The following is a 21354-nucleotide window of genomic DNA, read 5'->3' as shown; positions in this document are numbered from 1 at the left end:
CCCGTCTCCTCTGAGACCCTCGCTTCTCCTCATTTTCGATCTGTAACTCTCTTCCTGCTCAAGAAGATATGACAGGTAGATATAAAACAGGAAGTTCCATATAAGTTATATTCTCCCTCCCTATAGAGGGATTCTGTGTCACAAGGCAAGAACCGATACACGACGATCGCTGTACGGCCTGCCCTTCGTGACCGGCTGCGCCGCCTCAAAACGGGCGGACAGTCCTATGGAGAGCTCTTAGAACACATGGTGAGCGACTACGAGACTAACGAATAAGAGCAGGTCATGATAGGTACAACTCGACAGTGATTAGAACTGAACGGCGCGGGGCACCATGCCTAGTAAAGCGCGTGCCCCGATCGCCGAACCAGGGACCACCTGGAGGGGTGAATCCCGTGTCCGAGCGTTGGGCATCTGGGTTCAAAGAGATTTCGGGGCGGTTAGCGCCCCGTCTGTCATACCCTCCTTGGTGGGTCCGGGCTCTCCGGTGCCAATCAAACCGGGTCCCAGAAGCTAGCAATGTCTGCCAGCGTAAACGACGACCCAGAGATCGACAATAAGCCGCATCGAGTCTCCTCGAGCCTCTGTGCCGCTCCGAACTGCTACTCACGCAGGGACGTCCACCGTGTAGAAGGTGCCGACGGGGAGAGTGTGCCGCTCTGTCGGTACCATCGCAAGCATTACCTGAGGGTGTCGTCCTGATGCCCACCCCTGATCCGATCGCGACGATCACCTCGCTCGAAAGCGCGGAATGCGAAGTAGCGACGTGTGACGAATCGGAGCTTATCGCCAGAGTAGAGCCGGATACCGGTAAAGAGTCGAGAACGCTCTGTCCGCGCCATAGGGCGGAGTACCTGCAGGAGGTCTACGACTAATGAGTGAATCATGCACCAATCCAGGGAGCTACCGCATTAGAATCGCACCGACGGCCGACGGTGGGGATCGGATTCCCGACCTCTCTCCGCGAGAGGTCCGCGAATACTGGCTCGACAAACTCCGCGTTTCGATGGCCGAGTCGACGGTCTCGGCCTACCACTATCGGCTTAAGCACTTTATCGAGTGGTGCGAGGCCGAGGGGCTCGACTCGATCCGCGACATCACCGGCTGGGATCTCAAATCCTACGAGGCCTACCGCCGCGCGGAGGGCCTCGAGGTGGTCACTCTCAACAACGAGCTCGGGACGCTCGAGAACTTTTTCGAGTATTGTGCGCGGAGCGATCTCGTCGACGAGAGTCTCCCGGAGAAGGTCGAACCACCGACGGTACCGCCTGAGGCTGACGTCGACGAGACTAAGCTCGACGAGGAGGACGCAAAACGGCTGTTCACCTACTATCAGAACGACCCGCGAGAGCGACACTCGCGAGCCCACGCACTCCTCACACTGACGTGGTTCGGTGGCCCTCCGCGGAACGGGGCGATCCGGGGCTCGATCTCAGGGACTACCACTCCGACGAGCAGTACCTTGAGTATCATCACCGGCCGAGCGAGGAAACGCCGCTGAAGAACAATTACAAGGGGGAGCGAGCCGTCGCCCTCCCAGCTGAGGCGTGTGCCGTCCTCGATGCTTACATCGAGGAGAACCGCGTCGAGATCCGAGACGACTACGGCCGGCGACCACTCTTCACCGGGCAACGAGGCCGCCCCTCGCTCGGCGGAATCCGGGGGTGGATGTACCTCGCCACCGTTCCCTGTCTCCATTCTGACTGTCCGCACGGAAACGACAGGGAGACGTGCGAGTTCCTCACCTACTCGACGGCCAGTAAGTGCCCGTCCTCTCGGAGCCCACATCAGGTCCGCACCGGCGCGATCACTTGGATGCGGAACCAGGAGATCCCGGCCGACGTCGTCGCCGAGCGGGCGGACACCTCAGTGAGCATGATTGAGAAGCACTACGACAAACCGGAGTACGTTGAGGAGATGGAAAAGCGGCGGCGACCGTACCTTGATCGGCTCGATTTCGACGAGGGGGGTGAGGACCAGTGACCCGAAATCGACTCGGCTTCAATCCGGGCGGTCCCATAGCGGTTCTGCGAGGAACAGCGAGGTTCGAGCAGAGCGAGAACCTCGTGTGAACGGCGACCGTAGGGAGCCGTGAACCGACGTAACGAGCGAACCGCACGGCCGGCCGATTCGAACCCTGCCGTGGAGAGAACGGAGGGAGCGGAACGGCTCCGGTTCAAAATCCGGCCGGTCCCGATGCGAGGAGCGGACGCGAGGAGCAAGCGACTCCCATCCGGGTTCGGTCCGCTCGGGGATCACGAACCGGCCGGCGATGCCAGGGATCGTGGCGAGGACGTACTTCTCGGTCGACCCGGTATCGTCACCGGTGTCGGCTGTCACGGTGTAGGACCGGTTGGGCTCGAACTCGATGGTCCGCTCGCCCGGGAGGACGAACCTGATCCCGGTCGAGGCCGACGCGTCCAGTTCTAGCCCTCGTCGCGACGACCTCGTCGTCGAATCTGAGCTCGACCCGCCGCATTCCGGGCTCCGTGCCGGTGTTCGTGATACCCACGTCTATCCGATACTCGTCGCCCGCGTTGGTGCTCGAACCGGTCGCGACGTACTCGACGTCGAAGAACGCCTCGTCGTCCTCGACGACCACCTCGATCGGCGGCGCGAGCCGGGCATTCTCGCCGCCGTCCCACGCCTGGACGTAGTAGCTGTCGGGAGCGACGCCACGCTTCGTCAGTACCTCACCGGGGTCCAGCCGGGGCCGACCGGTGAGGAGGTTGCCGCCCCTGGCGTCGAGGTCGCGGACCTGGACGGTCCGACCGCCACCGTTCGTGATGTCGATCCTCCGCCCGCGAACGGCCACTTCGAGGGGCTGGGGACAGTCGATCTCGACCCGCCGTCGAGGACCGATCGGCGTGTTCGTCCCGGGCTCGAACGCCCGGAAGACGGCGACCCCGTTCGGGAGGTGATCCATCGTGTACGTCTCACCGGGTTCGAGGAGGGGTCGACCGGTGAGGGCGTCGATCCCCGCCGAGTCGATGTCCCGGAGTTCGTAGGTGACGTCGCTCACGTTCGTGACCGTGACGCGTGCGGGGCGTGCCGTGTCGCACTCGACAGTGGCGGTGAACGGGATGGAATCGGGCGGGGAAGGGCCGGACGAGACGGGCTCAGTCTTCACCAGCCAGGCGTCGAAATCCCCGCCCCCCGCCGATCGCGTCTGCCCGACCACGGCGTACCCGGAGTCGCTCGTCTCGACGACTCTCTTGAACGTGTCGTCGTTGACCCCCCCGAACGTCGCCGTCAGCTGTTCGGTTCCGTCCGCGTCGACTTTGACCAGGTATCCGTCCCGGCTCCCGGCACCGAACGACCTCGTCTCTCCCACCAGTACGAACCCACCGTCGGCGGTGGTGGTGAGACCCAGCGCACGATCGTCACCCGTGCCCCCGTACGTCCGCTCCCACAGGACGTTCCCGTCGAAGTCCGTCTTGACGAGGTAGACGTCCTCACCGCCGGCCGTCTCGTGAGTGGTCCACCCCGCGAGGAGGTATCCGTCGGACGCCGCGGCGAGCGCCGTAATCCGTTGAATGCCCGATCGTCTGAACCGTTTCCGCCACTGTTCGTTTCCGTCCGCGTCCGTCCGAACGAGGTACTGGTCGTTCGCCCGGCCGCCGAGGAGGAACCCGCCGTCGGCCGTCTGGAGGAGGGCCTCCGCGCTCTCGTACCGCAGAACCGTAGCTCCTCGCCCATTCCTGATCGCCGTTGCCGTCGGTCTTGACGAGGTAGAAATCGATCCCCTTCCCGGACGGCGCGGCCTCCCCAGCGATGGCGAACCCGCCGTCTGCGGTCGGGATCGCGGCGCGCGCGTTCGCATAGTAGCCGGGGACTCCGTACGTCCGCTCCCACAGGACGTTCCCGTCGAAGTCCGTCTTCAGGAGCCAGTACCGATACGTGACCAGACTCGTGCCGTTGGCCTGCCCACCGAAGATGTAGCCGTCGTCGAGTTCGACGACCGTCCGGAGGATGCTCGGGTTCCGGTCGGTGTCCACCCACTCCCACTCGATCGCCCCCTCGTCGTCAGTCTTGACCACGAGCCCCCGGCGGTCGCCCCTCGGGGACCTGGTGATTCCGGTGAGTACGTAGCCGCCATCGCTCGCCTGGACGACGTCGGAGAACCGATCCTCGCCTCCCCCACCGTACGTCACCTCGAACTCGGTTCCCAACGCCGGGGTGTCCAGTGCCGCCGCCAGGGACGGTATCGACGACTCCGGGGTGGCACCGACCGGCGACGCCAGCGACGGTCCGAACACCGCGCCCGCACCCAGGAGTCCGACCCCCTTCAGGAACGTCCGCCTCGGGCGTCCGCACCCGGTGCCGTCGTGTCCTGTTCGATCTCTACTCTCCTCTCCGTGGTTCGTGATAGTCACTTCCGATCACCTCTAATAGGCTCGGTACGGGCAGATATATACATACTAGCACGTTCCCAGGCTACGAGAATGATTCGGAGAAAACGGGCTAATTCACAATACTAATGCGGCCGCTCGATCGACTCCAGATCACTCCCCCTCGCCTCCGACGGGGTGGGAAACGGACGAATTCACGCTCGTCCGCACAGGCCTGAGAGGGTCGATCTTGCCGGACGCTGGCGGAACGCTTAGGCGCGTCGCCCTCCCACATCGGGTGTGAACCGCAGCGGCCTCGTCCTCACGGCACTCCTGATCCTGCTGGCCGGCGGTGCCATCGTCGTCAGCGGCGCGTACCTGCCGTTCGTCGGGGGCCGGGCTACCAGCCGACAGCCACGGACGCGCCCGCGACCGGGACGGCGGAGGGGACGGGTACGAGTGCGGGTGCGACCCCTCGCCGACGGAGGGACGCTACGACCACGCGACGGTGACCGTCCTCGACGGGAACGGGACCGAACTCGGCACGGTACGGGTGGCCGTCGCCGACACGCCGGAGAAGCGCTACACCGGGCTCTCGAAGACCGAGTCGCTCCCCGCCGATCGGGGGATGCTGTTCACCTACGACTCCGAGCGGGAGCTCACGTACGTCATGCGGGACATGTCGTTCGGTATCGACATCGTCTACGTCGGCGCGAACGGGACGATCAAATCGATCCACCATGCGCCCGAGCCGCCCGAGGGCGAGGACGGTGAGGACTACCGCTACCCTGGCGAGGGCCAGTACGTCCTGGAGGTGAACTACGAGTGGACGACCCGCCACGGGGTCGAGCCCGGGGACAGGGTCGTCATCGAGGATCTGGGCGAAGAGTGAGTCACCGTCGGAGCGAGTGTCATCGTGGCGCTCGCGTCGTGTCGGCGTGTGAACTTGTATCGAGTTAAGCGAACCCTTTTGCGCGGCGAACCCCGATACTAGAGTAGATGGATGTAGCGACGGCCGACGAGGACGACCCGTTCGAGGAACAACGGGAGAACGCGGAGGACCCGATGCGGCGGCTGTTCGTCGAGTACGGCGGGGAGAACAGGCGCGCGTTCGCCGTCGGGCTGCTGTCGAGCGTGGTCGCCCGGGTGCTCGACCTGATGCCGCCGGTGCTGCTCGCGCTGGCGGTCGACTCGATCTTCTACGACGAGCGACCGTTTAGCATCCCGCTGGTCCCCGAGGCGTGGCTCCCGGCGACGAGGACCGGCCAGCTCTACCTCTCGGCGGGGCTCATCGCGTTCGCGTTCTTCGGCGGGGCGGCCTTCCACTGGACCCGCAACTGGGGGTGGAACTCCTTCGCCCAGCACATCCAGCACGCGATCCGGACCGACACGTACGACAAGATGCAGCGGCTGAACATGGACTTCTTCGCCGACAAGCAGACCGGCGAGATGATGTCCATCCTCTCGAACGACGTCAACAGGCTAGAGCGGTTCCTGAACGACGGGATGAACTCCGCGTTCCGGCTGGGTGTGATGGTGGTCGGCATCGCCGCCATCCTGCTCTACTGGAACTGGCAGCTCGCGATCGTCACGCTCGGGGTCGTCCCGCTCATCGCGTACTTCACCTACCGGTTCATCAAGACGATCCAGCCCAAGTACGCCGAGGTCCGCTCGTCGGTCGGGCAGGTCAACTCCCGACTGGAGAACAACCTCGGTGGCGTGCAGGTGATCAAGACCTCGAACACGGAGGACTTCGAGTCCGAGCGCGTCGAGGACGTCTCGCAGGGCTACTTCGACGCCAACTGGGACGCCATCGGCACCCGGATCAAGTTCTTCCCCGCCCTGCGGGTGATGGCCGGCATCGGGTTCGTGCTCACGTTCGTCCTCGGGGGAGCCTGGGTGCTGACCTACCAGGCGACCGGGAGCGCCCCGCTGTTCTTCAGCGGCGAACTCACCCCCGGCCAGTTCGTCGGGTTCATCCTCTTCACCCAGCGGTTCATCTGGCCCATGGCCCAATTTGGTCAGATAATCAACATGTATCAGCGGGCGTACGCCTCCTCGGCGCGGCTGTTCGGGCTGATGGACGAGCCGTCCCGCATCGCGGAGGACCCCGACGCCGACGAACTCGTCGTGAGCGACGGTCGTGTCGTCTACGACGACGTGACGTTCGGCTACGACGAGGACGAGCCCATCGTCGAGGACGTCTCCTTCGAGGTCGACGGCGGCGAGACGCTGGCGCTCGTCGGGCCGACCGGGGCGGGCAAGTCCACGGTCCTCAAACTCCTCCTCCGGATGTACGACGTCGACGAGGGGCGCATCGCCATCGACGACCAGGACCTCCGGGACGTGACGATCCCGAGCCTCCGCGAGCGAGTCGGCTACGTCTCCCAGGACACGTTCCTGTTCTACGGCACCGTCGCGGAGAACATCACCTACGGGACGTTCGACGCCACCCGCGAGGAGATCGTCGAGGCCGCGAAGATGGCAGAGGCCCACGACTTCATCTCGAACCTCCCCGAGGGCTACGACACGGAGGTCGGCGAGCGCGGGGTGAAACTCGGGCGGTCAGCGCCAGCGCATCTCCATCGCCCGGGCCATCCTCAAGGACCCCGAGATCCTCGTCCTCGACGAGGCGACCAGCGACGTGGACACGGAGACGGAGATGCTCATCCAGCGCTCGCTCGACGAACTCACCGAGGACCGGACGACGTTCGCCATCGCCCACCGGCTCTCGACCATCAAGGACGCCGACACCATCGTCGTCCTCGAAGGTGGCCGCATCGTCGAGCGGGGTTCCCACGAGGACCTCCTGGACGAGGACGGCCTCTACGCCCATCTCTGGGGCGTCCAGGCGGGCGAGATCGACGAACTCCCCGACGAGTTCGTCGAGCGGGCCGCCAGGCGACAGGCACGGATCGAGGCGACCGACGACTGATACGGTCGTGCGTAGTCTTTTACCGGTGATCACCGAACCCGCCTGGACGATCACCGGTAAATCGTTACGCACGACCGTATGAAGTCCCCGGAGTCCGATCGAACCAGCCGTCAGTCGTGCCGTTCGATCGCTACCCGGTTCTCACGGACGTAGTGTTCGACCCGCTTTACGAACGACCCCTCGCCGGACCACTCGACCGGTTCGGCGGTGTCGAGTCGCTTCGGATCGCCGACGTACACCGCCGCGCACCCCTCTCCGTCCCCGTTAACCGGCACCGATACTCGGACGTAGAGTCCGGTCGCTACCCTCTCGTACCGGTCGAGCGCCTCGATCCGCTCAGTGCGGAGGAGTCGGCCGTCGACGTGCCCGCCGGGTGCGAGCGTCGGGTAGCGGCCGTCGACGCGTCGGAGGCCGTAGAGGCGCGTCGAGCCACGGTCCCTGAACCTGTCGGCTCCGAGCACTGCGGCGGCTCGATCGAGATCCGTGAGCGTCCCGTAGACGAACACGTCCATGGGTCGTAACGGAGTTCGTAGCGAGGTCGTAACAGGGTTCGTAGCGGGGTCGTGGGAACCGGCGGAGGACCGGAGCCGACCTACCGCTCGTCGACGGGGACGAACTCCCGGTCCTTCTCGCCGACGTAGCGGGCGCGCGGCCGGATGAGGCGGTTCTCGGCCTGGTACTCGAGGACGTGGCCGATCCATCCGCCGGCACGGCTCATCGCGAAGATGGGCGTGTACATGTCGATCGGGATGCCGAGCTGGTAGTAGACGGTCCCGGAGTAGAAGTCGACGTTGGGTGCGATGCCGCGCTTCGTGAGCCCCTTCTCCTCGTCGAAGTAGCGCTCGATCTCGGCGGCCATGTCGTACCACTTCCGCTCGCCGGTCTCCTCGGCGAGCTCCTTCGACTTCGCGCCCAGTATCTTCGCCCGCGGGTCCTTCACGTTGTATACGCGGTGTCCCATCCCGGGGACGCGCCAGTCCTCGCGCTCGTCCTGGAGGCGGGCCACGTACTCGACGGGGTCCTCACCGGCCTCGGCGATCTCGAAGAACAGCTCCATCACGTCCTGGTTGGCCCCGCCGTGGAGCGGTCCGGAGAGTGCTCCCACGCCGGCGACGACCGAGGAGTAGAGGTCCGCGAGCGTCGAGGAGACGACCATCGCGGTGAACGTCGAGGCGTTCAGGCCGTGGTCGGCGTGGAGGGTCAGCGCCATGTCGAACGTCTCCGCGGCCACGTCGTCGGGCTCCTCGCCGGTCAGCATGTAGAGGAAGTTCGCGGCGAGCCCGAGCTCCTCGTCGGGTTCGACGACCTCCTCGTCGCGGCGGAGCCGGTCGAACGCCGCGAGCGCGGTCGGTATCTTCGCGGTGATGCGGCGGCCCTTCCGGGCGGCGGCGTCGAGGTCGGTCGGCTCGGAGTCGGCCTCCGGGTCCTCCGCGGAGAGATACGAGACGAGCGTCCGGAGCGCCCCCATCGGGGTCTCCCCGGCGTCGGCGAGGCGGCGCGCCACCTCGATGACCTCCTGGTCGACCGACTGCTCGTCGGTCATCGACTCGGTGAACGAGTCGAGCTCCTCCCGCGTCGGGAGCTCGCCGTGCCAGAGCAGGTAGACGACCTCCTCGTAGCTGGCCCCCCGAGCCAGGTCCTCGATGTCGTACCCCCGATAGACCAGCCGTCCCTCGTCCCCGTCGATATACGAGAGCTCGGATTCGGCCACCAGCACGCCCTCGAGACCCTTCCTTAGTTCCTCGTCGGCCATGCCGGAGGCTACCTATGCTTGTGGCAAAAGGGTTGTCGTTGCGACCACATGCCCACGGCACTCCTTCGCCCTGACGGGGGGAGGTGGGCGTCGAACGGCGTCCCCGACCGGCACCGGGAACGCTTTTGCCCGACCGCGCGGAACCGACGGGCATGGCCGTCGACGACGTCGAGTACGAGCCCGTCTCGGTGAAGGCGGTGCTGGCGGAGATGAAGGACACCGCCGAACTCCTCATCGACCTCTCGTACTCGGCGGTGCTGCTCGGTAGCGACGCGGTGGCGGGGGAGGTGCTCGAACTCGAAGAGCGGATGGACGTCCTCCAGATGCAGGCCCGGATGAGCCTGCTCATGGCCGCCCGCAACCCCGAGGACGCGGAGGCACTCGCGCCCGTCCTCGGGGTTGTGGGCGCGGCCGAGAAGATCAGCGACGCCGCCGGCGACATCGCCAAGGTCGTCCTCGAGGACGTGGGCCTCCCCGAGGCGATGCGGAACGCCCTCCCGGAGGCCGTCGAGACGCTCGTCAGAGTGGATGTGACGCCCGACTCGCCGCTCGTCGGGCGCTCGCTCGGCGAGGCGAACCTCGAGACGAGTACGGGAGTACGGGTCATCGCCGTCCGTCGAGGTGGCGACTGGCTCACCAACCCGGATCACGAGACGGTCCTCCGGGCGGGGGACGTCGCGCTCCTCAGGGGCCCGAGGAGGGCGTCTCCGAGGTGTACGAGTCCCTCTCCGGGGACGCCTACGAGCCGCCGGAGGCGCCCGAGCCCACCGTCGAGGACCTCGAACGCGCCGTCGACAGCGTCGTACTGATGAAGAACATGTCCGAACTCGCGGTCGACCTCGCCTACGGCGCGGTCCTCTTCGATTCGGACGGGATCGCCGAGGAGGTGCTCGAACTCGAGGCGGAGGTCGACGCCCTCGAGGACCGCTTCGAGGCGTGGATACTCCGGGCCGCCGCCGGGATGGACGATCCGGTCCAGCTACGGGGACTGATGCACATCGCCGGCGCGACGGAGGTCATCAGCGACGCCGCCCTCGAGATCAGCGAGGGCGTCCTTCGGGGGCTCGGGACCCACCCCGTCATCGCCGAGGCCGTCCGCGAATCCGACGAGGTGATCGTCCGCCTCGAAGTGGCTCCCGGATCACGTCTCGACGGGGCCACGCTCGGCGAGGCGATGGTCAAGACGGAGACGGGGATGCGCGTCATCGCGGTCCGGCGCGGCCGGCAGGCCGGGGCCACCCGTCTCGGCGACTGGGTGGTCTCGCCCGGGTCGGGCACCGAACTCCACGCCGGCGACGTCTTCGTCGCCAAGGGGACGCGAGCCGGTGCCGAGCGGCTGTCGACGCTGGCCGGCGTCGGGGCGTAGCCGCCGTCAGTCCGGACGTCCGGTCTCCCCGTCCATCTCGCGGGCTCGCCTGACCGCCACCCCGACGGTGAGAGCGGCGGTCAGGAGGAGCCCGACGCCGACCGCGAGGACGAACGCCAGCGCCGCGTAGAGGTAGACCGGATACTGTGCGGCCGCGGCTCCCCGCACGACGAGCGTGAGGAGCGCCAGCGCGAGGACGGTCCCGAGGGCGAACCCCACCTTCGCGTTCCGCCGCACCCGCAGCGCCGCCAGGAAGGCGGCGGTCCCCGGTCGTCCCGGCTGGTCGTCGGTGGCATCGGTCCCCGGCCGGGGCCTCGCATCGCTCACACGTCGACGGAGGGGAGCCGGACGGATATACTGTCGGGCATCGGCCCCGCTCGCCTCTGCTGTGGAGCCATGTGCCGATACCGAACGGTCTAAGGATATCGCCCTACGCTGGAGTAGTAATGACCACCCTCGGCACGGCGAACGCATCCCCCGGCGAGGTGTCCGTGGGTCGCCTGCCGGTCGGCGAGGCCCGTGACGGCTCCGAGGTCGCCCTCCCGGTCTGCGTTATCAATGGCGCTCGGGACGGCAAGACCCTCTACGTCCAGGCGGTCTCCGACGGCGACGAACTCAACGGCCTCGGCGTCGTCCAGCGGTTCGTCCCCCGGGTCGATCCCGCCGAACTCTCCGGGACCGTCCTCGTCGTCGGCATCGTCAACCACTACGGGTTCCAGATCGCCGAACACCGCAACCCCATCGACGACACGAAGCTCAATCGAACGTATCCCGGCGACGCGAACGGCACCGCCAGCGAGCGCATCTCCCACGCCACCTTCGAGGCAGCGACCCGCGCCGACCTCGTCCTCGACCTCCACCAGGGTTCGACCTCGCGGATGATCAACGAGGCGCGGGTGCGGTGTGGCCCCCGACATCGGCTCCACCGCGACTGTCTCGACCTCGCCAAGGTGTTCGGCACCGGCTACATCCTCGACCAGAAGGGCCCCGACGGCCAGCTCGCGCGAGCGGCCCCCGACGAGGGTATTCCCACGATCGACCCCGAACTCGGCGGGAGCGTCGGCTGGGACGAGGAGTCGATCCGGATCGGCGTCCGCGGCGTGATGAACGTCCTCACCCACTACGGCTTCCTCGACGGCACCGTCGCGGCCGAGCCGCAGGTCCGGGCGACCGGCTTCGACCAGTACGGCTCGCCGGCCGGGGGGCTCGTCACCCTGCTTCGTGACCTCGGCGAGGAGGTCTCGCGTGGCGACGACCTCTTCGAGGTGACCGACGCGTTCGGCAACGTCAAGTCGACGGTCACCGCCGACTCCTCGGGGGTGTTCTGGCGCGCACGGCGGCTCCCGCAGGTCGCCGCCGGCGAGTACGTCTGTTCCGTCGGGACGGACGTAGACGACTACTAGAACCCACTTTTTACTCGTCGGGTTCGCTCGTGGTTCGAAAGGCGCTCTGCGCCTTTCGTCATCACGAGAGCTTCGCTCTCTCGAACGACTCCGCTCGCGAACCACTCTCTGCTCACGGGCGGCGAAGCCGCCTGTTCGCACGGCCAGCGGGACGGCGGAGCCGTCCCGCTCGGCTCGCAAAAACGTGGGGAAACTGCGCTCCTCGCGGCTTCGCCGCTCGGAGCGGGTGAACCGCGCCTCGCTTCGCTCGGCGCGGATGCCGACAGTATCAGATCGGTTGGCGCTGTCGAAATAGTCCGAAAGTGACCCGTTTCAGCGGCCGTGCTGAATACATCGCGTATCTTGCACTCGACCCTGTTAAGATCGACTCCATCTCCGGTTTGAGACCTCCATCCTCCGTTTGATCGGCCTCTCCCTCTGTTCCGATCGAGGAGTTGCTAGTCTCTCTATTTAGTACCAACTACGCACTGAGGTGAAGCATATCCTTATCACCAGTCGGAAAATAGATGGGAGAATGGTTTCCTCCGATACGGCCTCTGAGCGCCAGTCATCTCACAAGGCGACACTCTACTGTACCAGTTGTAATCACGCAAGTCGAATCAATGGAGACTGGATCATCGAAGTGCACACCGACCATCTTGACTACGAGTGTCCCGAGTGTGGGGCGACGATCAATTCTCGTCGTGATGGGCCAGCTTTGACCACCCAGAGCAGAGGGGTGCTTCAACCCGGTAGCGCCGATTGAGATCTACGCGATGGTTCCGGTGCTGCCCGCTGATTCATCATCGTCTGTCTAGTCGGATTTCTTCGAACAAACAGTGCTGTCGTGCTGCATATACACCCTCTATTCAGCAGGCGGTTCGTATCCGCTGATAAGGCTTAAACGAGGTCTGTCGGTCCCGTGTTCTGTGGATCCTTCTCTGGAGAGCATTAGACTCCAGAGTGGGGGATCAGAGAAACGCAGTCGAACTCGCCGCGACCGCCAGAACGCGAGTGCCCTTTCGACGAGGTCATCGCGGTCGTGCCCCGGGTCGACAGATGCACTTCCGGAGTCTGTCCGGTCCTGAGCCGCGTCGTACCCGACGCGGCTCACTCGGGGTCGGCTCTCCTCGCCCGACCAGTAGTGGATGCGGATCACGCCGGAGACCGGCCCACCGGGAGTGACTCGCCGAGCGATCGGGAGCGCGTCGAGTACCCATGCGTACGAGTCAGCCGCTCGTCGGACCGGTGGTAGTCGACGTAGGTTATCTCGACGGTCACCTCCCGGCCGGTCCGCTCCGAGATGCGCCGGTCGAGCACGTTCGGGAGGTCGGGGTATGACCGGTCTGCGGTCCGGGCGACCTGGAGCGTGACCATGACCGGCCCGTCCTCGAGCGGCCCCGGGGCCGTGTACTCCACGGTGGTCCCTTCGACCGCGAGTCCGGGGTAGTCCTCGCCGGCCAGCGTCTCGGCGACGACCCCGTTGACGGTGTGTTCGAACGAGCTCTGGAAGGCGAACCCGACGCCGACACCGACGACGACGAGTCCCACGACCAGGACGGTCGTGCCGACCGTCACCATCTCCTCGCGCGTACCGACGTCGAAGACGCTGGTGTCGATGTCGTCGGGTCGGTAACCGAGGTACCAGAGCGTCGCGAACCCGCTGACGTTGACGAGGACGACGTTGAGCGCCAGGAGGAGGAGCGCGCCCGCGCCCACGACGAACTCGCCCCACGCGATGCCGATACCCGCCGTAGCCGCGCTCGGGATGAGCGCGGCCGCGATCATGACCCCGACGATGCTCACGTCCCCCTTCGAGGCGAGGCCGAACGCGGCCGCCGCCCCGGAGGCGAGGGCGACCGCCGCGGCCAGGATGCTCGGGGCGATCCGACCGCCGATCGTCGCGACGTTTCGGATCCCGAACGACCCGGGAACGACTCCGAGGTAGCGGATGCTCGCGGCCAGCAGGATCGCTCCGACCACCGCCACCCCGAGCCCGAGCGCCTGGAGGAAGATGCTGGAGATAACCATCTCCCGGTCGTTCCGGACCCCGCCGACGCTCGCCGTCAGGATCGGGCTCACGAGGGGCGCGAGCACCATCGAGCCGACCACGATGGCTGGCGAGTTCAGCAGTAGCCCGGCGGTCGCCACCACGGTACTGAGGAACATCATCCAGAGGTACGAGCGGTTGTTCAGCTGGAGGCCCTTCGCCTTCGCGCGGAGCGTTCGCGGCGCGATGCTGTTCGGCGTGTTCGCCCACTTCTCCTGGAGTTCGTCCATCCCCTCGAATATCGCGAACTCCGTCTCCAGCGACACCGTGTACGTCCGCTCGTCCACCCCGGCGTCGTAGAGCTCGTTGAGAACGTGCTCGACCGCGTCCGCGGGGACCGCGATGTTGACGAGCGTGTGATCGGTCGTCTCCCCGGTGGCCGAGGCCTCCGTGAACCCGACGCCCTGTTCGCGGAGGACCTCCACGACCGTCTCCCGCTGAGCGTCGGGGACGGAGATCTGGATGAGTCGCACGTGACCGGTACCGTCCGGATCCGGAAAGTGGTTCCGTCGACCCTCTCCCCGCGCCCGAAACCGCCCCCCCGTGCGCCGATCGGTCCCGGATCGCCCGCCGGCCCCATCGACACCTACACGACCCGTCCGTACACACCACGAACCATGCCAGCCGATCTCCGCTGTCCCGCCTGCGGGAACACCTATCCCGACCGCTGGCGGTGCGAGTGCGGCGAGCCCCTCGAATTCGCCGAGCGGCCGCTCCCCGACGGGCCCCCGCCCGAGGTGCCCGACGCTCGCCACGGTCTCTGGGCGTTCGAGCCGTTCCTGCCAGTCGACCCCCTCGTGACGCTCGGCGAGGGGTGGACGCCGCTCGTCGACGCGCCCGGGTGGGACTGCGGGTTCAAGCTCGACTACACGTTCCCGACGGGCTCGTTCAAGGACCGCGGCGCGGCGACGATGCTCTCGCGGGCGGCCGAACTGGGCGTCGATCGGGTGATCGAGGACTCCTCCGGCAACGCGGGCGCGGCCGTCGCCACCTACGCCGCCCGGGCGGGGATCGACGCGCGGATCTACGTGCCCGCCTCGGTGAAGGCCTCGAAGCTCCGGGCCATCGAGCGCACCGGTGCGGCGGTCGAACGGGTCGAGGGCGAACGGGAGGCCGTCACCGAGGCGTGTGTGGCCGCGGTGGAAGCGGGCGAGGGATGGTACGCCAGCCACGCGTGGAACCCCGCGTTCTTCGCCGGGACGGCGACGATGGCCTACGAGATCGCCGCACAGCGGGACTGGTCCGTCCCCGACGCCGTCGTCCTCCCGCTCGGCCACGGGACGATGTTCCTCGGGGCCTACCGGGGGTTCACCGCGCTCCGCGACGTGGGGTGGACCGAGCGCGTCCCGCGGCTGCTCGGCGCGCAGGCGGCTGGCTACGCCCCGATCGCCGAGGCGCTCCACGGTCCCTCGGACGAGGAGAACGATCTCGCCGACGGCATACAGATACGCGAGCCGGTCCGGATGGCGGAGATACGCGAGGCCATCCAGGCCACCGACGGCGACGCCATCGCGGTCGGACGGGAGACGACCGAGCGCGAACTCGATCACCTCCACGCCGCGGGGTTCTACACCGAGCCGACCTGTGGGGTCGCGCCCGCGGCGCTCCGCGAGTACCGTGATCGTGGCGACCTCGGCCCGGACGCGGATGTCGTCGTCGCCCTCTCGGGATCGGGGCTCAAGACCTGACTCAGTAGGGCTCGTCCTTCAGTCCGAGCAGATACGCGCCCGCGTTCGTCCCGACGTGGAGCAGCGGGGTCATCACGACCACGACCGCCAGGACGACCGGCGTGAACGTCTCGAGGAACCAGCCCGGCCGGACGAGCAGCGTGAGGACGAGCGCCCCGGCCACGAAGTCGAGCTGGTCGACGACGGGGAAGGCGGCCCCGCGCTCGCGGCCGGTTCGGCGCTTGGCGAACGACGCGGCGATGTCGCCGAGCATCGCCCCGGCCGAGAGCGAGAGGGCGACGAGCGGCGGAAACGTCGGGAGCGCGAGTCCCGAGGTGGTGACGACCGTCGGCTGGAGGATGTCGAGGGCGAGCGCGAGCAGCGCTCCCGCTCCCGTGCCGACGAACGTCCCTCGCCAGGTCTTCCCGTCGCCGAGGAGCCGCCTGCCGCCGAGGGTCCGCCCGCCGTCGATAGGCGGGCCGCCGCCGAACAGCACCGCCGCGTTGTTCGGGACGTACGCGGGGAGCATCGTCCAGAACGCGACGCCGACCGCCTCCAGTACCATGGGGAAGCGTCCACGTCCCCGGGCTTAGTTCCGCGGATTTCGGACCGGGAGAACGGTGCATCCGGACCGGATCGTGGTCGACGATCGGCTCAGGCAGCGCGCCCCGTCTCCGGGTCGATCGACTCGGTCTCCTCTCTCTCACGGTACGTGTTCAGCCCGAGTGCGGCGTTGAGCGGGCACTTCTGGATCGTCGCCGTCGTCACGAAGACGATACCGACGAGCAGGGCCACCGCCGCGAGGGCGAGCCCGACCGTTCCGGCGGCGAGCGTGAGCAGGCCACCGAACGCCGCGAACCCGACGACCACGAGGATCGGGCCGACCACGAACCGCGCTATCCGGTCGTATCCACCGACGTTCTTCTCCATGTCGAGTACACCATGGTTGTGTACTATCCGCACTATTATAAACTACTCTCTGCTTCCCGTCCGGTGAGAACGTGGGTCCGATCGGGTGTGTCCACCGGGTGGCCCCTATCGCACCGTGGGCGTTGAACGGGTCGGTATCGGAACTCACAGCGGCGCCCGTCGACCGCCGTGTGGGCTGTCGGGAGTGCGGGTCTTGCGCGAGTCGTCGCAGGAGAAAATCGGTCGAACGGCGGTTCGGCGGGCTGGTGTGTTGGGTGTGCCCGAGGCTCCTACATCATGCCGCCCATGCCACCGCCCATACCGCCCATGCCGCCACCCATGCCGCCGCCGGGTGCACCTCCCTCCTCCTCGCCGCCGGAGGTCGAGAGGTCGCCCGCGGCGATGATGTCGTCGATCTTGAGGACGAGGTTCGCGGCCTCGGTAGCCGAGGAGAGGGCCTGTTCCTTGGCGTGGGCGGGTTCGACAACGCCGGCCTCGTAGGTGTCGACGACGTCGCCGGTGAAGACGTCGAGCCCGGCGCGCGGGTCGTCGTCGGCGTGGGCCGCGCGGAGGTCGACCAGCGTGTCGATGGCGTCGAGCCCGGAGTTCTCGGCGAGCACGCGCGGGACGAGTTCGAGCGCGTCGGCGAACGCCTCGACGGCCATCTGCTCGCGGCCGCTGACGGAGTCGGCGTAGTCGCGCACGCGGCGGGCGAGTTCGACCTCGACGGCTCCGCCGCCCGCGAGCACGCGCCCGTCGGCGACGGTCTGGGAGACGACGTCGAGCGCGTCACCGATGCCGCGCTTGAGCTCGTCGACGACGTGCTCGGTCGAGCCCCGCAGCAGGAGCGTGACGCCGTGCTGTTCGACGTCGTCGTCGGCGTTCTCGACGTAGAACAGCTCGTCGGCCTCGTCGCGCCGGATCGAGGCCGTCCCGAGATCCGTGGGCTGGGCGGCGTCGAGGTCGCTGACGATGCTCGCGCCGAGTACCTCCCGCAGGAATTTCATGTCGGACTTCTTCACGCGCCGCAGGGCGAGGATGCCCTCCTTGGCGAGGAAGTGCTGGGCGAGGTCGTCGATACCCTTCTGGCAGAAGACGACGTCCGCGCCGACGTCCTTGATCTGCTCGACCTTCTGGCGGAGCTGCTGCTCCTCGCTGTCGAGGAACTGCTGGAGCTGGTCGGGGCTGTCGACCTGGAGTTCGGCTTCGACGTCGGTCTCCTCGATCTCGATCGGCTCGTCGATGAGGAGCGCCTTCGCCTCCTCGAACGTGTCCGGCATGTCCGGGTGGACGGGGTCCTTGTCGATGACCGCACCGCGGAGGAGTTCACTCTCGCCGGACGAGCGGCCGGTCTGGGTCTCGATGTTCACGTAGTCGAGGTCGACCACGTTCGAGCCGTCGTCGGCCTCGACGGTCACGGCCCGGACGGCGTCGACGATGAGCTGACCGAGGAGCTCCTTGTTGAGCTCCGCGCCCTTGCCGGTCATGGAGGTCTCGGCGACCTTCCGGAGGACCTCCTCGTCGTCGGTGTCGACGTCGACGGCGATGTCGTCGATCTCCTCGCGGGCCTTCGCGGAGGCCAGGTGGAACCCCTTGATGATCGCCGTCGGGTGGATGTCCTGTTCGAGGAGGTCCTCGGCGTTCTTGAGGAGTTCGCCGGCGATCGCGACGGCGGTCGTGGTCCCGTCGCCCGCCTCGTCCTCCTGTGTCTCGGCGACCTCGACGATCATCTCGGCCGTCGGGTTGTCGATGTCCATCTCCTGGAGGATGGTGACGCCGTCGTTCGTGATGGTGACGTCGCCCATCGAGGAGACGAGCATCTTGTCCATCCCTTTCGGGCCGAGCGTCGTGCGTACGGACTCCGCGACCGCGCGAGCCGCGCTGATGTTGTGGCTCTGCGCGTCCTGATCCTTCATTCGCTGGGAGTCCTCGCCGAGAATGATCATCGGCTGACCCTGCATTCGCTGAGACATGTTCAGACGATTCGTTGTCCACGGTTCTATATAAAATTTCGTGTTTCGCGCTCACCGGGTCGATCGGTCGGCACGACGATAAACCGACAGGATCGCGGTACTACGACCCAGTACCCGGTGTCTATGCGACGTGTTCACGCATGATACGCTATCCGGGTCCGGGCCGTTTCGAGCGGGGTTTATACGCCACTCCCCGTCGGTTCCCTCCAGTTGACGACGACGTTCCCGACGACGAACGAGTCGTTCGAGTCCGTCTCGCGGACGAACTGGAGCGTGTTCTCCCCACCCTGGAGGGCGGCTCCGGTGATCGCGTCCATCCAGGACTGCCAGCCCTGCGATGGGGGGATGTCGAACCCCGAGAGCGACTGCCCGTTGAGCAGGACGTCGTGCCCGTACGTCCCCACGTCGTAGGCCTGCAGCTGGAGGTAGGCGTCGCTCGGATCGTCGGTCGACACCTCGAACGTCAGCTCCGTGGTCCGGTCCCCGACGAACTCCGCCCACTCGACGTCGAGCTGCGACTCCATCTCCCCGAGGTGCTCCATGAACGTCACCAGCGCGTAGTTGGCCCGGCGGTCGGTCATGCGCGGGATATCGATGGGTGGGTGTATAGACCCGGCGTTAGCGGTCTACGGCTCCGACCAGCCGGGGCCGCCGCTATCGCTCCGACCGTGCCGCTCGTTACGGAAGCATCGGGCCGGGGATCCGAACCAGAGGGCCGGGTTCGGATCCTGTCGTGGACGAGACACGCGCTCGCATCGACGGGGGGCGTACGGCTCACCTGATCGCTCGCCCGAGAACACGCCGGGACGGGGATTTGAATCGAAACCGGACGGTCGCCCTCACTCCGTTCGGACGCTGCGACCGGTACTCAAATCCTGTCGTGGTCGTGTCGCCGCTCACGAATGGTGAACACACGCCACGCGGTGCTCGCCGAAGTTCGCGTCAGAGCACGCCGGGACAGGGATTTGAACCCTGGATCCCAGAGGGAACACGCTTTCCAGGCGTGCGCCTTACCACTCGGCCATCCCGGCTCGGGCGAGGCAGCCCGCTCCGCCGCTTAAGACTGTTCCTTTTCCCCGAGGGCCCGGTCTTCGACGACGTACGCGGCCACGCTCGCGACGACGCCGACCAGCAGCGCCACCCCGGCGGTCACGCCGAACGTGGCCCTCCCCGGTCACCAGCCGGAAGGCCTGCAGGCCGACGAGGAAGACGAGCGCGCCGATGAGACCCCACAGCAGGCTCGCCTTCGTTCGCGGCTTCATACGGTCGTGCGTAGTCCTCTACCGGCGATGACCGACCTCGGCCGGGTGATCGACGGTAAATCGTCACGCACGACCGTCTCACTCCACCAGGGCGATCGCCTCGATCTCCACGCCGATACCGAGCGGGAGCGCACCCACTTCGACCGCTGACCGGGCGGGCGGCTCGGTCTCGAAGTAGGTGGCGTAGGTCTCGTTCATCTCCTCGAAGTCCTCGATGTCGTCGAGGAACACCGTCGTTTTCATCACGTCGTCCATCGACGCCCCCGCCTCCTCGAGGATCGCGGCGACGTTGTCCAGCACCCGCTCGGTCTGCTCGGCGATCGAGGCGTCCTCCAGCACCTCCCCGTCGGGATCGAGCGGCCCCTGTCCGGCGGTGAACACCAGCTCGCCGTTCGTCGTTCCCTGGCTGTACGCGCCGATGGCCGCCGGTGCCGCGTTCGTGTTGACGATCTCCCTCATATCCCGATGGGACGACGCCGAGAGGATAAGTGCAGGGGGTGATCGCCCGTGCGTTCACTCCTCGACGACGGCGACCGCCTCGACCTCCACGCCGACGCCCTTCGGGAGCGCGCCGACCTCGATCGCCGACCGGGCGGGCGGCTCGGTCTCGAAGTAGGTGGCGTAGGTCTCGTTCATCTCCTCGAAGTCCTCGATGTCGTCGAGATAGACGGTCACCTTCAGCACGCTGTCCATCGACGCGCCGGCCTGCGCGAGGACCGCGGTGACGTTGTCGAGCGCCTGTTCGGTCTGCTCGGCGATCGGGGCGTCGTCGAGCATCTCCCCATCGGGGGTGAGAGGTATCTGTCCGGCGGTGAACACCAGCTCGCCGTTCGTCGTCGCTTGGCTGTACGCGCCGACCGCTTCCGGTGCCGCGTTCGTGCTGACGATCTCCTTCACGACCCGGGCTGGCTCCCCCGCGGGCATAAGTTCGGCGGGTTCGCCGGTCGGCCTCGGCCACGGGTCGGTCCTCGATCCCGGACGCCGACCGCTCGAACGGCACCATTCAAGCCCCGTGGCCGGGAACGCCCGTCATGCTCGTTGCGTTCGACTTCGACGGGACGCTCTCGGACTCGGAGATGATGGTGCTGCTCGGCGAGGAGCAGGGGGTCGCCGACGAGATCGCCGAGATCACCGAGCGGGCGATGAACGACGAGCTCTCCTACGCCGAGAGCCTCCGCGAGCGGGCCGACCTCCTCTTCCGGCTGGACGAGGGGGCCGCGGAGGAGGCGTTCGGGCGCGTCGAACTCCGTCCCGGCGCGGCCGACGTGATCGCGGCGCTCAGGGAGGCCGGCCACCACGTGGCCATCTTCACCGGCGGGTTCGACCGCGGCGTCGAGGCCGCCCTCTCCGCCACCGGCGTCCAGGTCGATACGATCGTCGCCAACCACCTCGTCTCCCGGAAGGGCCACCTCACCGGCCGGGTCGAGGGGCCGCTGGTGGAGGGGACGAAAGACACTGCTCTCGAAGACCTCGCCGAGGACCTGGGGGTCGACATGGCCGACACGGTCGCGGTCGGCGACGGCGCGAACGACCTCCCGATGCTGGAGGTGGCGGGCCTCGCCGTCGGCTACGAGCCCAAGCCCGCGGTCGAGCCCCACTGTGAGGTCGTCGTCGAATCGATGGCCGAACTCCGGGACCTCCTCGAGTCGCGCGGCCTGCTCTGATTCCGGCCCCTCTTCCGTCGGACGGATGTCGTGCGCAAGCTTTTGTGCTCTGAGAGACACGT

Annotated in this window: 18 protein-coding genes, 1 tRNA gene and 2 pseudogenes; 8 read left to right on the top strand and 13 right to left on the bottom strand. The window is 67.0% G+C overall.

Annotation, left to right across the window (positions count from 1 at the left end; all coding sequences use genetic code 11):
- Window positions 1-874 precede the first annotated feature (874 nt).
- Entirely contained in the window at window positions 875-1501 is a 627-nt protein-coding gene (locus WDJ58_RS22790) for a tyrosine-type recombinase/integrase (protein WP_338915610.1), read from the top strand.
- 314 nt (window positions 1502-1815) lie between these two features.
- On the top strand, window positions 1816-1983 hold the full coding sequence (locus tag WDJ58_RS22785) for a hypothetical protein (protein WP_338915609.1): 168 nt from the start codon (window positions 1816-1818) through the stop codon (window positions 1981-1983).
- A 337-nt stretch (window positions 1984-2320) separates the two neighbouring features.
- On the opposite strand, the gene WDJ58_RS22780 is transcribed toward WDJ58_RS22785, so the two are convergent.
- The gene (locus WDJ58_RS22780; protein ID WP_338915608.1) at window positions 2321-3334 is read right to left on the bottom strand and encodes a hypothetical protein; all 1014 of its coding nucleotides are present in this window, start codon (window positions 3332-3334) and stop codon (window positions 2321-2323) included.
- A 121-nt stretch (window positions 3335-3455) separates the two neighbouring features.
- Complete coding sequence (locus WDJ58_RS22775) at window positions 3456-4376, bottom strand: twin-arginine translocation signal domain-containing protein (protein WP_338915607.1); 921 nt, start codon at window positions 4374-4376, stop codon at window positions 3456-3458.
- Between the two features lie 307 nt (window positions 4377-4683).
- On the opposite strand from WDJ58_RS22775, the gene WDJ58_RS22770 reads away from it, so the two are divergent.
- Window positions 4684-5223: a DUF192 domain-containing protein gene (locus tag WDJ58_RS22770; RefSeq protein ID WP_338915606.1), complete on the top strand. Its 540-nt coding sequence runs from the start codon at window positions 4684-4686 to the stop codon at window positions 5221-5223.
- A gap of 107 nt (window positions 5224-5330) precedes the next feature.
- Window positions 5331-7266, top strand: a pseudogene (locus tag WDJ58_RS22765) (ABC transporter ATP-binding protein).
- A 110-nt stretch (window positions 7267-7376) separates the two neighbouring features.
- Here the strand turns inward: WDJ58_RS22765 and WDJ58_RS22760 are convergent.
- Both WDJ58_RS22760 and citZ read right to left on the bottom strand, forming a co-directional pair.
- A complete protein-coding gene (locus tag WDJ58_RS22760; RefSeq protein WP_338915605.1) occupies window positions 7377-7778 on the bottom strand; it encodes a gamma-glutamylcyclotransferase family protein in 402 nt (133 codons plus the stop codon).
- A gap of 80 nt (window positions 7779-7858) precedes the next feature.
- Entirely contained in the window at window positions 7859-9019 is a 1161-nt protein-coding gene (gene citZ / locus WDJ58_RS22755; protein ID WP_338915604.1) for a citrate synthase, read from the bottom strand.
- 152 nt (window positions 9020-9171) lie between these two features.
- On the opposite strand from citZ, the pseudogene WDJ58_RS22750 reads away from it, so the two are divergent.
- Window positions 9172-10385 (top strand): annotated as a pseudogene (locus WDJ58_RS22750) (potassium channel family protein).
- 6 nt (window positions 10386-10391) lie between these two features.
- Here WDJ58_RS22750 and WDJ58_RS22745 read toward each other — a convergent pair.
- A complete protein-coding gene (locus WDJ58_RS22745; RefSeq protein WP_338915603.1) occupies window positions 10392-10712 on the bottom strand; it encodes a DUF7536 family protein in 321 nt (106 codons plus the stop codon).
- A gap of 119 nt (window positions 10713-10831) precedes the next feature.
- On the opposite strand from WDJ58_RS22745, the gene WDJ58_RS22740 reads away from it, so the two are divergent.
- Complete coding sequence (locus WDJ58_RS22740; RefSeq protein ID WP_338915602.1) at window positions 10832-11788, top strand: succinylglutamate desuccinylase/aspartoacylase family protein; 957 nt, start codon at window positions 10832-10834, stop codon at window positions 11786-11788.
- 1134 nt (window positions 11789-12922) lie between these two features.
- Here the strand turns inward: WDJ58_RS22740 and WDJ58_RS22735 are convergent.
- On the bottom strand, window positions 12923-14290 hold the full coding sequence (locus tag WDJ58_RS22735) for a TIGR00341 family protein (protein ID WP_338915601.1): 1368 nt from the start codon (window positions 14288-14290) through the stop codon (window positions 12923-12925).
- A gap of 144 nt (window positions 14291-14434) precedes the next feature.
- Here WDJ58_RS22735 and WDJ58_RS22730 point away from each other — a divergent pair, with 144 nt between their 5' ends.
- Window positions 14435-15505, top strand: a complete 1071-nt coding sequence (locus WDJ58_RS22730) for a pyridoxal-phosphate dependent enzyme (protein WP_338915600.1) — start codon at window positions 14435-14437, stop codon at window positions 15503-15505.
- Window position 15506: 1 nt separating this feature from the next.
- On the opposite strand, the gene WDJ58_RS22725 is transcribed toward WDJ58_RS22730, so the two are convergent.
- The 7 genes from WDJ58_RS22725 to WDJ58_RS22695 form a co-directional block, all read right to left on the bottom strand.
- A complete protein-coding gene (locus WDJ58_RS22725) occupies window positions 15507-16049 on the bottom strand; it encodes a CDP-2,3-bis-(O-geranylgeranyl)-sn-glycerol synthase (protein ID WP_338915599.1) in 543 nt (180 codons plus the stop codon).
- A gap of 89 nt (window positions 16050-16138) precedes the next feature.
- Entirely contained in the window at window positions 16139-16414 is a 276-nt protein-coding gene (locus WDJ58_RS22720) for a YgaP family membrane protein (protein WP_338915598.1), read from the bottom strand.
- 269 nt (window positions 16415-16683) lie between these two features.
- Complete coding sequence (gene thsB, locus WDJ58_RS22715) at window positions 16684-18366, bottom strand: thermosome subunit beta (protein ID WP_380661538.1); 1683 nt, start codon at window positions 18364-18366, stop codon at window positions 16684-16686.
- 179 nt (window positions 18367-18545) lie between these two features.
- On the bottom strand, window positions 18546-18947 hold the full coding sequence (locus tag WDJ58_RS22710) for a DUF7383 domain-containing protein (protein ID WP_338915597.1): 402 nt from the start codon (window positions 18945-18947) through the stop codon (window positions 18546-18548).
- A 369-nt stretch (window positions 18948-19316) separates the two neighbouring features.
- Window positions 19317-19397, bottom strand: a tRNA-Ser gene (locus WDJ58_RS22705).
- A 309-nt stretch (window positions 19398-19706) separates the two neighbouring features.
- Window positions 19707-20087, bottom strand: a complete 381-nt coding sequence (locus tag WDJ58_RS22700; RefSeq protein ID WP_338915596.1) for a Rid family detoxifying hydrolase — start codon at window positions 20085-20087, stop codon at window positions 19707-19709.
- A 54-nt stretch (window positions 20088-20141) separates the two neighbouring features.
- Window positions 20142-20552, bottom strand: a complete 411-nt coding sequence (locus WDJ58_RS22695) for a Rid family detoxifying hydrolase (RefSeq protein WP_380659948.1) — start codon at window positions 20550-20552, stop codon at window positions 20142-20144.
- 107 nt (window positions 20553-20659) lie between these two features.
- Here WDJ58_RS22695 and serB point away from each other — a divergent pair, with 107 nt between their 5' ends.
- Window positions 20660-21292, top strand: coding sequence for a phosphoserine phosphatase SerB (gene serB / locus WDJ58_RS22690; RefSeq protein WP_338915594.1), 633 nt, complete (start codon window positions 20660-20662; stop codon window positions 21290-21292).
- The last annotated feature ends 62 nt before the right edge of the window (window positions 21293-21354 follow it).

The organism is Salinirubellus litoreus, from assembly GCF_037335815.1.
GTDB lineage: Archaea > Halobacteriota > Halobacteria > Halobacteriales > Haloarculaceae > Salinirubellus > Salinirubellus litoreus.
Note: the sequence above shows the minus strand (reverse complement) of the source record. Positions and strands in the feature narration are given on the sequence as shown.